Raw genomic sequence first — 15975 nt, 5'->3', positions numbered from 1 at the left:
CAGCTATGAAAATACATCAACAAAGCTTAACTAAATACCGTATAACGGTAGCTATTAGATGTCTTATTGCTATTGCTGGAGGCTATGCACTAGCCGCTACAAGTAATATTTTTCTGGCATTATATTTACCACTTACACCTTCAGAAGCCGTCATAACGTCTAACTTATTATGTTTAGTTATCCTTTGTATAGCTGTCTGCTGGGTATTTAGTGTTGATAAGAATTGGAAAGCATTATTAGGTGTATTGTTACCCACCCTATTATGTTTGTTATTTAACAGCCTTCATCAATCAGGTAGCGTTTAATGAAAGAAGGTTTTAGACAATCACAAGCTTGGTTACATACGTGGTCTGGCCTAATAGTAGGCTGGCTATTGTTTATGATCTTTGCCACAGGAACACTCAGTTTTTTTCGGGAAGAAATTACCTATTGGATGCAACCAGAGTTACACGCCATCTCGTTACCTAAAGATGAAAATCAAGCTGTACTACTAGAAAGAGTTTTCAAACAACTCACCCCTCAAATAGAAGAGGCTTCTTTTTTAGCTATTACCTTACCATCAGATCGCAATCCTACTTTAAAAGTTAATTGGTTTGCTTCTAAACAACGAGGTAACTTGGTATTTGATCCAACAACAGGTGAAGTTATTAAACCAAGAGCAACTGTGGGGGGTAATTTTTATTACCGCATGCATTATCAATTATGGTATTTATCCCCTTTTACAGGACGTCTTATTATTTGTGCAGTAACACTCTGTATGTTAATTGCACTTATCACAGGCATTATTACTCATAAAAAGATATTTAAAGACTTCTTTGTGCTGCGTACTGGTAAAGGACAACGCTCTTGGTTGGATGGTCATATTATTAGTGGCGTAATAGCATTACCTTTTCATTTAATGATAACCTTTAGTGGGCTGATTATTTTAATTGGCTTCTTTATGCCTTGGGGTAATGATGCAGTCTATGGCCAGCAACGAGGTAAAATATATCAGGAAGCATTTAACATCCCAGATTTTGGTGAGCCAATCAGTGGTATTAAACAGCCTATGCCATCAATTAGCTTACTGCTTGAACAATTCTATAAGCTATATCCAAACCAACAGCTTAGCTTTATAACCATTTATCGCCCCAATCAAACCAATAGTAAAATTGTACTCACTACGGATACTGCAAATACTGTTAATCCACTGGGTTTAGTTTTTAACACCCAAGCTGAAATAGTAACTGAAGTCAAAGCTAATGGCCCCGCAGCCGCTACTCAAAATACCCTCAGCTCACTTCATCGTGGTCACTATGCTAATTATGGGTTACGTTGGTTATACTTCTTATCAGGTATTGCAGGCTGTTTTATGACTGCCAGTGGTTTGATTTTGTGGTCTATCAAAAAACAAGCAAGATTGAAAAAAGCATCCCCTAATAAACAATCTTTCAGCCATCGTCTAGTACAAATACTCAATGTTACAACCATCGCTGGCTTGTGTGTCGCACTACCGAGTGTGTTATTAGCAAATCGTTTATTACCTACGCTACTAGCGCAACGTCAAAGATGGGAAGCACATATTTTTTTCATTATATGGGGGCTTACCTTACTCTATAGTATTATTCGACCCTATAAAAAAGCATGGTATGAACTTTTTGCATTAGCCACTATGACTTGTTTAGCCATTCCTATCATTAATGCACTAACCACTACAGACTCATTATTAACGTCTATCGCTCAAGGTAATTGGCAGCTAGCCAGTGTTGAATTAATAGCAATTACTTTTGCTCTATTATTTGCATGGTTAAGTTATATGATTTTTTATCACAAACATTCCCTTAATAATCATAAAGTATATGCAAACCTTAACCCTAAACAACTTGTGATGGATAAATAACAAATGGTTTTGATGTTATTTTTAATTATTTTTTTGGGGCTTAGCTATCTGTGTATGGGGATTAAAAAGCATTATATACAAGCCTTGGCTAGTACTCTGCACCATAATAATATTAGCGCCATTAGTGTAGGCTGTTTATTATTAGTAATAGCGCTTGTAGTTGCTATAAAACACTTAGGTGTTGGTATGGGTATTGTTTATTACCTAGGTTTTATAACATTAACTCATTTGTTGGTGATTATATTAATCTGCTACTTACCCAAGCAACTAAGCATAATCACTGGTTTTTATTGGCTATTTAAACAACAACCTATACCACCCCATACATCATAGTTAGTGTTTTTAATAAACAACTAATCATAAAAAGCCCTACAAAATTACTTTTATAGGGCTGTATATTTTTAGTATTTTCAATAACTAACTATTAATAATTAGACGCCATACTCTTCACGGTATTTTTTAACGGATGGTAAATACTCTTTAAGCGTTTTATCTTCACTTAAGTATTGTAAAATCATATCTAAAGTAACAATACTTAGAACGGGCATTCTAAAATCATTTTCAATTTCTTGAATAGCTGACAACTCACCCTTGCCTCGCTCTTGACGATCTAACGCAATAATCACGCCTGCTGTAATCGCTTTTTCGGCTTTCACAATCTGCATTACTTCACGGATAGCAGTTCCTGCTGTCATCACATCATCAATAATTAATACATCACCTTTTAGCGGAGCGCCAACCAATACACCACCTTCACCATGATCTTTAGCTTCTTTACGATTAAAACACCAAGGATAATCTTGCTCATAATCCTCTGCTAACGAAATAGCTGTGGCAATAGCCAGTGGCACACCTTTATAAGCGGGGCCAAATAACACATCAAACTCTAAACCACTTTCAACAATAGCCGCTGCATAGAACTGCCCCAAACGAGAAATAGCTAAACCACTATTAAACAACCCTGCATTAAAAAAATAAGGACTCACTCGACCTGATTTTAAAGTAAATTCACCAAACTTTAATACACCTTGTTCGATAGCAAATTGAATAAAATCCCGCTGATAATCTTGCATGCTTCACCCGATAATAAACCAATAATGATAATGACAAAAAATTTGTGCTATTTTAACGATAATTACCGTGATCGTCTTCGTTAATTCACAAAACTTGACAACAACTGAATAAAAACCCTGATAATCTTTTGTTTTCTTTGCAATTTGCTTGTATAAAGCATAAAATACGCGCCCTAGATGGATACTCATTGATACCCCTCAGCTATCGAGAAACATCTTTTGCTGTAAGATTTAGGCAATTGGTTTATTTTTTTAGATATCTTTTCTCTATTTCATATTACGTTGTATAACCTAATTTGCCCTAGAGCATAAATTAGGCTTATTTTGATGAATTTACCTAAAAAAATATACCTAACTGGAGTATGATACCCATTAGTTTTTGAAGAGGTCATTTTATATTATGCGAGTTGTTAGTGTTAATGTTAACGGTATTAAAGCTGCTGCTGAACTAGGCTTATTTGACTGGCTCAGAGAGCAAGCTGCAGATGTTATTTGTTTGCAAGACACTCGTACAACCAACAGAGAGATGGAAGCACCTGAGTTTCAATTAGAAGGCTTTAACCTATTCACCTGTGATTCTTTCGAACCAGAAAAAGGTGGTGTAGCTATCTACTCTCGCTTGCAACCTAAAGCAGTAATTTTTGGTTTAGGCTTTCCAGAAGCTGACCATTTTGGACGTTATTTACAATTAGATTTTGATAAAGTCAGTATTTCTTCTCTACTCCTTCCATTTGGACGTGAAAGTGAAGAGCAATTGGATGAAAAATTCTCGTTTATGGAGAATTTTACTGAACACCTTATTAAACAGCGTCGTAAACGCCGTGAATATATTTATTGTGCTTCCCTTTATATTGCCTATCAAAAATTAGATGTTAAAAACTGGCGTGATTGCCAATCATTACCTGGCTTTTTAACAGATGAACGTATTTGGCTAGACGATATCTTTGCAGATCTTGGCTATGTTGACGCAATGAGAGAGCTTACTCGCGAAACTGATTTATTTAGCTGGTGGCCTGATAGCGAACAAGCCGAAGCACTTAATTTTGGTTGGCGTTTTGATTATCAACTACTAACCCCTGGTTTACGTCGTATTGTTAGAAACTTTAACTTATCTCGTCAGCCTCGCTTTTCACAACATGCGCCTTTAACAATAGATTATAACTGGACGCTTGAAATATAGGTTTTATTGTTGATTCATTTGCAGTTCGATTTTAATGGCAAAAGCTTAACCTTTTGCCATCCTCTCCAAATCATTCAAACTCACCAACTTGATCAAGTTATTAGCTGTTTTCATCAGCTACAAACGGCCATTAAACAAGGCTACTATATAGCAGGTTATGTCTCATATGAGGCCGCTGCTGCATTTACTCCTTATTTTACTACTCACCCTAAAGGCGATATGCCTTTATTGTGGTTTGGGGTATTCGAAAAACCCATTGAAAAAGCCCAACTATTTACTCAGTATGCACAAACAACAGTTGCTGGTTGGCAAATAGATACCTCTCGTAGTGATTACCAACAAGCTATACAAACGATCCATCATGAAATTAGTAAAGGTAATGTTTATCAAGTGAACTATACTGTTCGTTTAAATACAGCGTTTAATCCCGCTGAAAGTTATGCTTACTACCAAAAAATTCACCAAGCCCAACAGGCTAGTTATAGTGCCTATTTGGATATGGGAGAATTTCAGCTGTTATCAGCTTCTCCAGAGCTTTTTTTCCATTGGCAGCAAGGTACTATCACCACTAAACCTATGAAAGGTACTATTGCTAGAGGAAAAACATTAGCTGAAGATAAATTACAAACAGAAACCTTAGCCAACTCTACAAAAGATCAAGCTGAAAATTTAATGATTGTAGATTTACTACGCAATGATCTAAGTAAAATAGCCAATTTAGACTCCATAACAGTACCTAAATTATTTACTATTGAAAAGTATCCTACCGTGCTACAAATGACTTCAACCATTACCGCACAAACAAAACCTAGCACCACGTTATTTGATATATTTAAAGCCTTATTTCCCTGTGGTTCAATTACAGGAGCGCCTAAAGCTAGCGCCATGGAAGTTATAAAACAACTAGAGGCCACAGCAAGGGAAGCTTATTGTGGAGCCATCGGTTTTGTAACACCCGATAATGAGGCCACATTTAATGTAGCTATCCGTACTATAAAAGTAGATACCAGTAAAAGAATTGCTAGCTATGGTGTGGGTGGAGGTATTACATGGGATTCCACGGCAAGTAATGAATATAAAGAAGTACTTACCAAGGCTAAAGTATTAACTACACAGCATTTTCCACAACAGTTATTAGAAAGTTTATTATTGGTGGATGGTAAATACTTTTTACTTTCGCTACATTTAAAACGTCTAAAAAACTCTGCTAATTATTTTAATTTCTCTTTTAGTTATCAGCAAATTACTGTTCGTCTGCAACAACTCGCAGCAACCTATGCTAATGGCTATTACAAAGTACGATTACTATTAAATAGCATAGGTCAGATCGACTGTGAAGCAACTACACTCTTTTTAGACACTGCCCCTCTACAAGCTAGATGGTCAGATACCATTATGAACAGTCAAAATATTTTGCTTTACCATAAAACCACAAGTAGAGATTTTTTTCCTAAAGTAAAGCCTGAATACGAATGTTTAATGACCAATGAAAAAGGCGAAGTAACTGAATTTGTTAATGGTAATCTGGTTATTTTAAGCAATGGAAAATGGCTAACACCACCTATTAGTAGTGGTTTATTAGCTGGTACACTCAGACAATGGTTACTTAATAAAAAATATATAACTGAACAAATACTCTATAAAAAAGATATTCAACAAGCACAACAAATACTCTTTATTAACAGTGTACGTGGTGCTAGAAAAGTTATCTTAAGCTAAAGCTTGCCATTTTGCTTTTGTTAAACGGTATAAACAGTGTCTGAGTAATGGCGAGTCTGCAGGTAAAGCAGGATGATCAAACTCCTCTGAAAACTCAAACCCTAATTTTTTCATTACCCTTTGAGAACGTTGGTTTTGTAGGGTAGTAAAAGATACTATCTCATCTAAAGCTAACTCTTCAAAACCAAATTCCAACGCAGCTTGTGCTGCTTCTGGTGCATAACCATTGCCCCAGAATTTGGTCGCTAAACGCCAAGCCACTTCTACACAGGGGGAAAAAGGTAGCTCAGCTATAGGTTTATGTAACCCAACAAAGCCTATAAACTCACCAGTAGCTTTTAATTCAACGGCCCAAATTCCCCACCCTTGTTTGTCTATAAGCTGTCGAATTTTATCAGCCATTGCGTCACTACTTGCCCTATCTAGAGTACTGGGAAAATACTCCATTACTTTTGGGTCTGCGCTTAACTGGCTAAAAAAAGGCTGATAATCTTTATCTTGCCATTGGCGTAATTTCAAACGCTTAGTAATAGGTTCTATTAGCATTTTGTTATAACCTTAATTTTTTGTTATCAATACTAAGGCTATCACTAATTTATCTTAACAGACAATAAGAGATGTTTCTTTTATGGAAACATCTCTTAATAACAATAGCTAATCGTCATCCACTTGTCGGTCATTAATAGGTTGTACTGATCTGTTATTATGATGACCCATTAATTTTTCAAACTGCTGTATTTGTTCCTTGGACACTTCTACAGAATGCTTCAACACTATCCAATTCACCCCTTCTGTACAAGGTGGTGTAGTTAAAGAACCCTCAAAGTGATAATAACTTTTCTCTTTAGGTAAAAATTTATTAATATCAAAAGGATCTTCAACAGTCACCACTTGGTTCTGCTGCGGTGAAACCATCTGCCATGCCTTCGCTAACTCAGTATTATTTTTACCTTCTTGGGCCATAACAGCTAATACTAATAAATTACCTTGTTTATCTGCGTGTACAAAATGAACTTCTAAAGGAAAGGATTGATTGTGTATTAAGTTTTCACTGGGTGTATGAAAGTGAAACTGTTTTAAGTAATATTTATTATCTTTATAAATTAAATAGTCATCATCACTCTTAATAATTACCTGTACAGTATGACCGTTATTCACAATTTCTTCTGACGTTAACGCATAATAAAAACTAAGGTTTTCGTGATGTACTTTTTTAGAATCAACAATATTAATAGGTGATTGATGTTTGCCTACTTTGCAGGTGGTAAAATCAGTAGATAACTCGCCCCAATGCTCTGGAGAAACTTTTCCCTCATATCCCCATTGTTCATCGGCTAATACAAAACCGCTCACAAATAGAGCAACCAATAATATACATAAACCTATCTTCATGATAATTTCCTTGGGTAAAAATATTTTTGTGAAATATTAGAAAAAATAGGTTTTATTTTGTTCAGGCAAAAAATAACAACAATTAAAAGTAGTTAAGTAATTGTTCAGAATATTTATATATTAAAAACAATAATTTTATACCTTATGCTTCTCTGACAATAAAGCTAGGGAATAAACTAGCTAAATAATCCCATAGTTGTTGTTTTTCTAACGGTGGAAGGGTTACAGCTAATTCAGCATCTAACATATGCTTATGTCGTGCTACCTGTACTACGAATTTCTCAACACCTTCCGCTCGTAATTTATTAGCTAGATGCTTTAACTTCTCAATAGTAAATAAATGCCAATGAACAGTGGTACGCACCTCATAGTTTGTACCACTGTTTAATAAATGCTTTAAACTTAACCAATTTGCTTCACCACTTCCTTGCACACAAGTAATTTGCTGATGATCTACGGGTAAGGCCTTAATATCAAAACCAACCCAGTCAACTTTACTCACCACCTGTTCAAATAGTTTTGGTTTAATCCCTGCACTGTGTAATCCTACTAAATAGCCCATTGCCTTTACTTGTTCAATACATTGCAACAAACTCCGTTGCAATGTGGGTTCTCCCCCACTAAAAACAACACCTTCCAGTAGTCCTTTACGTTTTTCTAAGAAACTTATAATACCTTGCCAAGCTATTTCATTAATTGCTCTGGGTGGTATAAGATTAACATTATGACAATAACGACAACGCCAAGCACAACCTTGACAAAAAATAACACATGCTAAATGATTGGGATAATCTAATGTAGTTAATGGCACAAAGCCACCAACATGCAGGTTAGGGTATAACTCAATGGGAGTAATAGAGTTGGCTATTGAGGGATGAGTTAAAGCGCTCATTCTTACTCCCACGAGTTAATTCTGTTAATTATTGATGACAATTTTTACCAGCTGCACACTCAGTAAAGTGTTGACGCTCTTTATGCTCTGACTGCTTACCTAAATTAAACGCGCTCACTGGACGATGATAACCCATTACTCGCGTCCACACTTCACAACGTTGTCTTTGCTCTATGGGTAATTGCTCTTTAGTCATATAATACCTCTTAAAAAAATAAGTTTATTGCTTAGCAGCTACTACAACTTTTTGCTACTTCAGCACTTTGTTGCTGTAATAAAGTTTCATCACATTTTGGACAATATTCATGTTCGCCTGCCAAATAACCATGCACAGGACAAATTGAAAACGTTGGTGTAACTGTTAAATAAGGCAATCTAAATTTAGTTAATGCATTACGTACTAATTTTTTACAAGCCTCTGCTGAAGAAACTTGTTCAGCCATGTATAAATGCAATACTGTGCCACCTGTATATTTAGTCTGTAAATCATCCTGCATTTCTAATGCATAAAACGGATCATCCGTAATTCCTACAGGCAACTGTGATGAATTTGTATAATAAGGTGCTTCTGCTGTACCTGCTTGTAAAATATTAGGGAAACGTTTCTTATCCTCTTTAGCAAAACGATAAGTAGTTCCTTCTGCAGGTGTCGCTTCAAGATTATATAAATGAGTAGTTTGTTCTTGGAACTCTACCAGCTTAGCACGAACATGATCTAAAAACTCAACAGCAAACTTATGCCCTTGTTCTGTATGGACACCTTCAGCATCATCCGTAAAATTACGAATCATCTCATGAATACCATTGACTCCAATCGTTGAGAAATGATTACGTAAAGTACCTAAATAACGTTTAGTGTAAGGATATAAACCATTATCCATATGCCGCTGAATAACCTTACGTTTTACTTCTAAACTATCACGAGATAACTCTAAAAGCTCATCTAAACGTTGATATAGTGCTTGCTTATTACCTTTATATAAGTGACCTAAACGCGCACAATTTAAAGTAACAACCCCCAGTGATCCTGTTTGTTCCGCTGAACCAAATAAACCATTACCTCGCTTTAACAACTCACGTACATCTAATTGCAAACGACAACACATTGAACGCACTAAATTAGGGGCAAGATCAGAGTTTAAAAAATTCTGGAAATAAGGTAATCCATATCGAGCAGTCATTTCAAACAAACGCGTAGCATTTTTACTTTCCCAAGGGAAATCATGGGTAATATTGTAAGTAGGTATAGGGAAGGTAAAGATTCGCCCATAGGCATCACCTGCTTGCATAACCTCAATGTAAGCACGATTAATCATATCCATTTCTGCTTGCAAATCACCATAAGTGAATGGCATTTCTTCACCACCAATCACAGGCACTTGCTCAAGTAAATCTTCTGGACAGACCCAATCAAAGGTTAAATTAGTAAAAGGCGTTTGTGTACCCCAACGAGAAGGCACATTTAAATTATAAATAAACTCTTGAATAGACTGACGAACCTTATCATAACTTAAATTATCCTTACGAATAAAAGCAGCTAAATAAGTATCAAATGAACTAAATGCTTGCGCCCCTGCCCATTCATTTTGCAAGGTTCCCAGAAAATTAACCATTTGCCCTAATGCACTAGACAAATGCTTTGGTGGAGCTGCCTCTACACGCCCTGGTACACCATTAAAACCTTCAAATAATAAAGTACGTAATGACCAACCAGCACAATAACCTGCTAACATATCCAAATCGTGAATATGTAAATCACCTACCCTATGAGCCTCACCTATTTCTGGTGCATAAACCTCATCTAACCAATAATTAGCTGTAATCTTCCCAGATACATTTAAAATTAATCCACCCAATGAATAACCTTGATTAGCATTTGCTCTTACTCGCCAATCTTCCTGATTTAAGTACTCATTCATTGAAGCAGATACATCAACTACAGTTTTATGATCTTGTCTTAAACGATTATGTTGCTCACGATAAACAATATAAGCACGCATCGTATTGAAATATCCTGCTTCCATTAACGTGCGCTCAACATAGTCCTGTACAGATTCAATATTTAATAAATCATTCCCTGAGATTTTTTCTAATACTTTTACAGTTACCTGATAAGCTATTGATTCATCAAACTCACCTGTAGCCTTACCTGCTTTTGCTACAGCATTTTCTATTTTCTTAGCATCAAAAATGGCAATATGACCATCACGTTTACGAATATTACTAGGAAGTCTGAGCTGCTGATCATTCATGGGAATAAACTCTATATATAGCTGTCTTTTATACACATCCCTTATTTTACAATCATAATTTTACCCTTTCATTACAACTTTCTATACTCCACCTCTCAGCACCCTTTTTATTATTTTTCTTATAAAAATTCAGTTTTCTTGCAATCATTAAATGCTGTAAATCCTATTTACTATTCTGACTTAAAAGTCTCAATAACTAAAAAGCCCCCTATCTTTATAAGATCAGGGGGCTTTGATTTAGGAGCTTGAGGATGACCTACTCTCACATGGGGAGACCCCACACTACCATTGGCGATACGTCGTTTCACTACTGAGTTCGAGAAGGATTCAGGTGGTTCCAACGCTCTATTTTCCTCAAGCAATTCTTTATGGTGTAAGTAGTTTGGTTATTTATACTCATCACCTAAATTAGATATGCTTGTTGCAAAGTATTTGATTAATTAACGTTTGTGTCTACTCTTAGCTTCGGCAAACGAACTCATTTGCTCATTTTCAACTTTTACTTTATGTCTTTCTTCGATTCTTAACCAAATAACTTGGGGTTATATAGTCAAGCCTCTCGGGCAATTAGTATTGGTTAGCTCAACGTATCACTACGCTTACACACCCAACCTATCAACGTTGTAGTCTTCAACGGCCCTTTAGGGGGATTAAATCCCCAGTGAGATCTCATCTTGAGGCAAGTTTCCCGCTTAGATGCTTTCAGCGGTTATCTCTTCCGAACATAGCTACCCGGCAATGCCACTGGCGTGACAACCGGAACACCAGAGGTTCGTCCACTCCGGTCCTCTCGTACTAGGAGCAGCCCCTCTCAAATCTCAAACGTCCACGGCAGATAGGGACCGAACTGTCTCACGACGTTCTAAACCCAGCTCGCGTACCACTTTAAATGGCGAACAGCCATACCCTTGGGACCGGCTTCAGCCCCAGGATGTGATGAGCCGACATCGAGGTGCCAAACACCGCCGTCGATATGAACTCTTGGGCGGTATCAGCCTGTTATCCCCGGAGTACCTTTTATCCGTTGAGCGATGGCCCTTCCATACAGAACCACCGGATCACTAAGACCTACTTTCGTACCTGCTCGACTTGTCTGTCTCGCAGTCAAGCGCGCTTTTGCCTTTATACTCTTAGCGTGATTTCCGACCACGCCGAGCGCACCTTCGTACTCCTCCGTTACTCTTTAGGAGGAGACCGCCCCAGTCAAACTGCCCACCATACACTGTCCTCAACCCGGATTACGGGCCAGAGTTAGAACCTCAAACATGTCAGGGTGGTATTTCAAGGTCGGCTCCACTTAAACTAGCGTCTAAGCTTCTAAGCCTCCCACCTATCCTACACAAACAGGTTCAAAGTCCAGTGCAAAGCTACAGTAAAGGTTCACGGGGTCTTTCCGTCTAGCCGCGGATACACTGCATCTTCACAGCGATTTCAATTTCACTGAGTCTCGGGTGGAGACAGCGCCGCCATCATTACGCCATTCGTGCAGGTCGGAACTTACCCGACAAGGAATTTCGCTACCTTAGGACCGTTATAGTTACGGCCGCCGTTTACCGGGGCTTCGATCAAGAGCTTCGCCTAAGCTAACCCCATCAATTAACCTTCCGGCACCGGGCAGGCGTCACACCCTATACGTCCACTTTCGTGTTTGCAGAGTGCTGTGTTTTTAATAAACAGTTGCAGCGGCCTGGTATCTTCGACTGGCTTCAGCTCCATTCGCAAGGAACTTCACCTACCACCAGCGCACCTTCTCCCGAAGTTACGGTGCCATTTTGCCTAGTTCCTTCACCCGAGTTCTCTCAAGCGCCTTGGTATTCTCTACCTGACCACCTGTGTCGGTTTGGGGTACGGTTCCTAATAACATAAGTTTAGAAGCTTTTCTTGGAAGCATGGCATCAATCACTCTCCATTTAAAATAAATGAATCGTCATCAGTTCTCAGTAATAATCTCCCGGATTTGCCTAAGAGATCTACCTACAGCCTTTCAAGTGGACAACCAACGCCACTCTGATTTAGCCTACTCCGTCCCTCCATCACTGTTATTAGAAGTATAGGAATATTAACCTATTTCCCATCGACTACGCTTTTCAGCCTCGCCTTAGGGGCCGACTAACCCTGCTTCGATTAACGTATCGCAGGAAACCTTGGTCTTTCGGCGTGGATGTTTTTCACACCCATTGTCGTTACTCATGTCAGCATTCGCACTTGTGATACCTCCAGCCAACTTCTCAATTGACCTTCACAGGCGTACACAACGCTCCTCTACCGCTCATCATAAGATGAACCCGTAGCTTCGGTATTTGGTTTGAGCCCCGTTACATCTTCCGCGCAGGCCGACTCGACTAGTGAGCTATTACGCTTTCTTTAAAGGATGGCTGCTTCTAAGCCAACCTCCTAGCTGTCTATGCCTTCCCACATCGTTTCCCACTTAACCAAAATTTTGGGACCTTAGCTGACGGTCTGGGTTGTTTCCCTTTTCACGACGGACGTTAGCACCCGCCGTGTGTCTCCCATGCTAAAACTTTCTGGTATTCGGAGTTTGCATCGGGTTGGTAAGTCGGGATGACCCCCTAGCCGAAACAGTGCTCTACCCCCAGAAGTTATACATGAGGCGCTACCTAAATAGCTTTCGAGGAGAACCAGCTATCTCCAAGCTTGATTAGCCTTTCACTCCGATCCACAGGTCATCCGCTAACTTTTCAACGGTAGTCGGTTCGGTCCTCCAGTCAGTGTTACCTAACCTTCAACCTGCCCATGGATAGATCGCTTGGTTTCGGGTCTATACACAGCAACTAGGCGCCCTATTAAGACTCGCTTTCGCTACGCCTCCCCTATTCGGTTAAGCTTGCTACTGTATATAAGTCGCTGACCCATTATACAAAAGGTACGCAGTCACGGAACAAGTCCGCTCCCACTGCTTGTACGCATACGGTTTCAGGTTCTATTTCACTCCCCTACTCGGGGTTCTTTTCGCCTTTCCCTCACGGTACTGGTTCACTATCGGTCAGTCAGTAGTATTTAGCCTTGGAGGATGGTCCCCCCGTCTTCAGTCAAGGTTTCTCGTGCCCCGACCTACTTTTTGTGTACTTAGATCCACATGTGCATTTTCGTGTACGAGACTATCACTCTCTATGGTTGGCTTTCCCACGCCATTCCACTAATACTCATGCTTCTGAACACTGGCTGCACCCCGTTCGCTCGCCACTACTTGGGGTATCTCGGTTGATTTCTTTTCCTCAGGGTACTTAGATGTTTCAGTTCCCCTGGTTCGCTTCTCAGTACCTATGTATTCAGTACTGGATAACTGAGGTTCTCTCAGTTGGGTTTCCCCATTCAGACATTTACGGATCAATGCTTTGTACCCAGCTCCCCGTAACTTTTCGCAGGTATCACGTCTTTCTTCGCCTCTGACTGCCAAGGCATCCACCGTATGCGCTTATTCACTTGACTATATAACCCTAAATTATCTAGTAATCTAATGCTACACAACCAAAGAATCGACATTTGTTTCGCCGAAAATTTGCGCTTGAGTTCGCAATATTTTCACCTCAGCATTAATAATTAGACCAGTAATTATTAATTAATCTTTACTTCTTTGCATATCTAATTTGTTAAAGAACAGTCTAACTTTAAAAGTTAGAAGGTAAGTCTCTTTATTTAAAAGAATTAGCTTCTAGCTTTTTGTTTCGATTAGGTATCTGGTGGAGCCAAGGAGGATCGAACTCCTGACCTCCTGCGTGCAAGGCAGGCGCTCTCCCAGCTGAGCTATGGCCCCTTCATTTGGTGGGTCTGGTAGGACTTGAACCTACGACCCCACGCTTATCAAGCGTGTGCTCTAACCAGCTGAGCTACAGACCCTAATCTGTTAACTTCTCAGGCCTTCGCCCAATTCGTTCTTCGCAATCATAAATCAAGTAATTCGTGTGGGTATTTGTAGTACCAGCTTTCGTTTAAGGAGGTGATCCAGCCGCAGGTTCCCCTACGGCTACCTTGTTACGACTTCACCCCAGTCATGAATCACTCCGTGGTAACCGGCCTCACGAGGTTAGCCTAGCTACTTCTGGAGCAACCCACTCCCATGGTGTGACGGGCGGTGTGTACAAGGCCCGGGAACGTATTCACCGCGACATTCTGATTCGCGATTACTAGCGATTCCGACTTCATGAAGTCGAGTTGCAGACTTCAATCCGGACTACGATTGGTTTTCTGAGATTAGCTCCGCTTCACAGCTTGGCAACCCTCTGTACCAACCATTGTAGCACGTGTGTAGCCCTGGCCGTAAGGGCCATGATGACTTGACGTCATCCCCACCTTCCTCCGGTTTGTCACCGGCAGTCTCCTTAAAGTGCCCACCTTTACGTGCTGGTAACTAAGGATAAGGGTTGCGCTCGTTACGGGACTTAACCCAACATCTCACGACACGAGCTGACGACAGCCATGCAGCACCTGTGTTCCGATTCCCGAAGGCACTCTCGCATCTCTGCAAGATTCCGGACATGTCAAGGCCAGGTAAGGTTCTTCGCGTTGCGTCGAATTAAACCACATGCTCCACCGCTTGTGCGGGCCCCCGTCAATTCATTTGAGTTTTAATCTTGCGACCGTACTCCCCAGGCGGTCAACTTACTGCGTTAGCTGCGCCACTAAAGCCTCAAGGACTCCAACGGCTAGTTGACATCGTTTACAGCGTGGACTACCAGGGTATCTAATCCTGTTTGCTCCCCACGCTTTCGCACCTCAGTGTCAGTATCAGTCCAGTTAGTCGCCTTCGCCACTGGTGTTCCTTCCTATATCTACGCATTTCACCGCTACACAGGAAATTCCACTAACCTCTACCGTACTCTAGTCAGTCAGTTTTGGATGCAGTTCCCAGGTTGAGCCCGGGGATTTCACATCCAACTTGACAAACCACCTACGCGCGCTTTACGCCCAGTTATTCCGATTAACGCTTGCACCCTTCGTATTACCGCGGCTGCTGGCACGAAGTTAGCCGGTGCTTATTCTGTTGCTAACGTCAAAAGTAGTTCGTTACACTACCCCTTCCTCACAACTTAAAGTGCTTTACAATCCGAAGACCTTCTTCACACACGCGGCATGGCTGGATCAGGGTTGCCCCCATTGTCCAATATTCCCCACTGCTGCCTCCCGTAGGAGTCTGGGCCGTGTCTCAGTCCCAGTGTGGCTGATCATCCTCTCAGACCAGCTACAGATCGTCGCCTTGGTGGGCCTTTACCCCACCAACTAGCTAATCTGATCTAGGCTCATCCATTAGCGGTACAATTAAGCACCTTTCCCCCGTAGGGCGTATGCGGTATTAGCGCGAGTTTCCCCGCGTTGTCCCCCTCTAATGGGCAGATTCCTAGACTTTACTCACCCGTCCGCCGCTCGTCAGCATCCCGAAAGACCTGTTACCGCCCGACTTGCATGTGTTAGGCCTGCCGCCAGCGTTCAATCTGAGCCATGATCAAACTCTTCAGTTTTAAATCTTTTGCTTCATAAGAAGCCAAAACGGCTCAGTAATCTAAAAACTCATTCATGACGAGTTATTTATATTACTGATAATTCTTACCAGTACTACAAACACCCACACG

The 15975-nt window shown here is 40.2% G+C and carries 11 protein-coding genes, 2 tRNA genes and 3 rRNA genes; 5 read left to right on the top strand and 11 right to left on the bottom strand.

Translation table 11 applies throughout. The features are described from left to right. Window positions 1–5: 5 nt before the first annotated feature. The 3 genes from JHT90_RS02880 to JHT90_RS02870 are packed head-to-tail and all read left to right on the top strand — an operon-like array spanning window position 6 to window position 2212. Entirely contained in the window at window positions 6–305 is a 300-nt protein-coding gene (locus tag JHT90_RS02880; protein ID WP_201093867.1) for a hypothetical protein, read from the top strand. Continuing rightward, a complete protein-coding gene (locus tag JHT90_RS02875) occupies window positions 305–1879 on the top strand; it encodes a PepSY-associated TM helix domain-containing protein (protein ID WP_201093865.1) in 1575 nt (524 codons plus the stop codon). Before JHT90_RS02880 ends, JHT90_RS02875 begins: the two co-directional genes overlap by 1 nt. 3 nt (window positions 1880–1882) lie before the next feature. Then, on the top strand, window positions 1883–2212 hold the full coding sequence (locus JHT90_RS02870; protein ID WP_201093863.1) for a DUF3325 family protein: 330 nt from the start codon (window positions 1883–1885) through the stop codon (window positions 2210–2212). Between the two features lie 98 nt (window positions 2213–2310). On the opposite strand, the gene pyrE is transcribed toward JHT90_RS02870, so the two are convergent. After that, window positions 2311–2952, bottom strand: coding sequence for an orotate phosphoribosyltransferase (gene pyrE, locus JHT90_RS02865; protein WP_201093861.1), 642 nt, complete (start codon window positions 2950–2952; stop codon window positions 2311–2313). 400 nt (window positions 2953–3352) lie between these two features. Between pyrE and JHT90_RS02860 the strand changes: the two genes are divergently transcribed. Together JHT90_RS02860 and pabB are read left to right on the top strand one after the other, a co-directional pair. Next, window positions 3353–4132, top strand: a complete 780-nt coding sequence (locus tag JHT90_RS02860) for an exodeoxyribonuclease III (RefSeq protein ID WP_201093859.1) — start codon at window positions 3353–3355, stop codon at window positions 4130–4132. A 9-nt stretch (window positions 4133–4141) separates the two neighbouring features. Then, complete coding sequence (gene pabB / locus JHT90_RS02855; protein ID WP_201093857.1) at window positions 4142–5851, top strand: aminodeoxychorismate synthase component I; 1710 nt, start codon at window positions 4142–4144, stop codon at window positions 5849–5851. Here the strand turns inward: pabB and JHT90_RS02850 are convergent. The 10 genes from JHT90_RS02850 to JHT90_RS02805 all read right to left on the bottom strand — a co-directional run bounded on the left by JHT90_RS02850 (window position 5843) and on the right by JHT90_RS02805 (window position 15864). Further along, entirely contained in the window at window positions 5843–6397 is a 555-nt protein-coding gene (locus tag JHT90_RS02850; RefSeq protein ID WP_201093855.1) for a GNAT family N-acetyltransferase, read from the bottom strand. The two genes, pabB and JHT90_RS02850, sit on opposite strands and share 9 nt — an antisense overlap. Window positions 6398–6505: 108 nt before the next feature. After that, window positions 6506–7243 carry a carbonic anhydrase gene (locus JHT90_RS02845; RefSeq protein ID WP_201093853.1) on the bottom strand — a complete coding sequence of 246 codons (738 nt, stop codon included), beginning with the start codon at window positions 7241–7243 and terminating at the stop codon, window positions 6506–6508. Between the two features lie 142 nt (window positions 7244–7385). Next, on the bottom strand, window positions 7386–8135 hold the full coding sequence (locus JHT90_RS02840; protein WP_201093851.1) for an anaerobic ribonucleoside-triphosphate reductase activating protein: 750 nt from the start codon (window positions 8133–8135) through the stop codon (window positions 7386–7388). A gap of 28 nt (window positions 8136–8163) precedes the next feature. Further along, entirely contained in the window at window positions 8164–8331 is a 168-nt protein-coding gene (nrdD, locus tag JHT90_RS15310; protein ID WP_201093849.1) for an anaerobic ribonucleoside-triphosphate reductase, read from the bottom strand. 31 nt (window positions 8332–8362) lie between these two features. Further along, entirely contained in the window at window positions 8363–10387 is a 2025-nt protein-coding gene (locus tag JHT90_RS02830) for a ribonucleoside triphosphate reductase (protein WP_201093847.1), read from the bottom strand. A gap of 243 nt (window positions 10388–10630) precedes the next feature. Next, window positions 10631–10746 (bottom strand): 5S ribosomal RNA (rrf, locus tag JHT90_RS02825). A gap of 187 nt (window positions 10747–10933) precedes the next feature. Next, window positions 10934–13837 (bottom strand): 23S ribosomal RNA (locus JHT90_RS02820). 249 nt (window positions 13838–14086) lie between these two features. Next, a tRNA-Ala gene (locus JHT90_RS02815) sits at window positions 14087–14162 on the bottom strand. A 6-nt stretch (window positions 14163–14168) separates the two neighbouring features. Further along, window positions 14169–14245 (bottom strand) — tRNA-Ile (locus tag JHT90_RS02810). A 93-nt stretch (window positions 14246–14338) separates the two neighbouring features. Further along, window positions 14339–15864 (bottom strand): 16S ribosomal RNA (locus JHT90_RS02805). Together the 16S, 23S and 5S rRNA genes with 2 tRNA genes alongside form the textbook arrangement of a ribosomal RNA operon. Window positions 15865–15975 lie beyond the last annotated feature (111 nt).

Source organism: Entomomonas asaccharolytica (assembly GCF_016653615.1).
GTDB lineage: Bacteria > Pseudomonadota > Gammaproteobacteria > Pseudomonadales > Pseudomonadaceae > Entomomonas > Entomomonas asaccharolytica.
The sequence above is the reverse complement of the archived record's forward strand: the minus strand, read 5'-3'. Positions and strand labels throughout refer to the sequence as shown.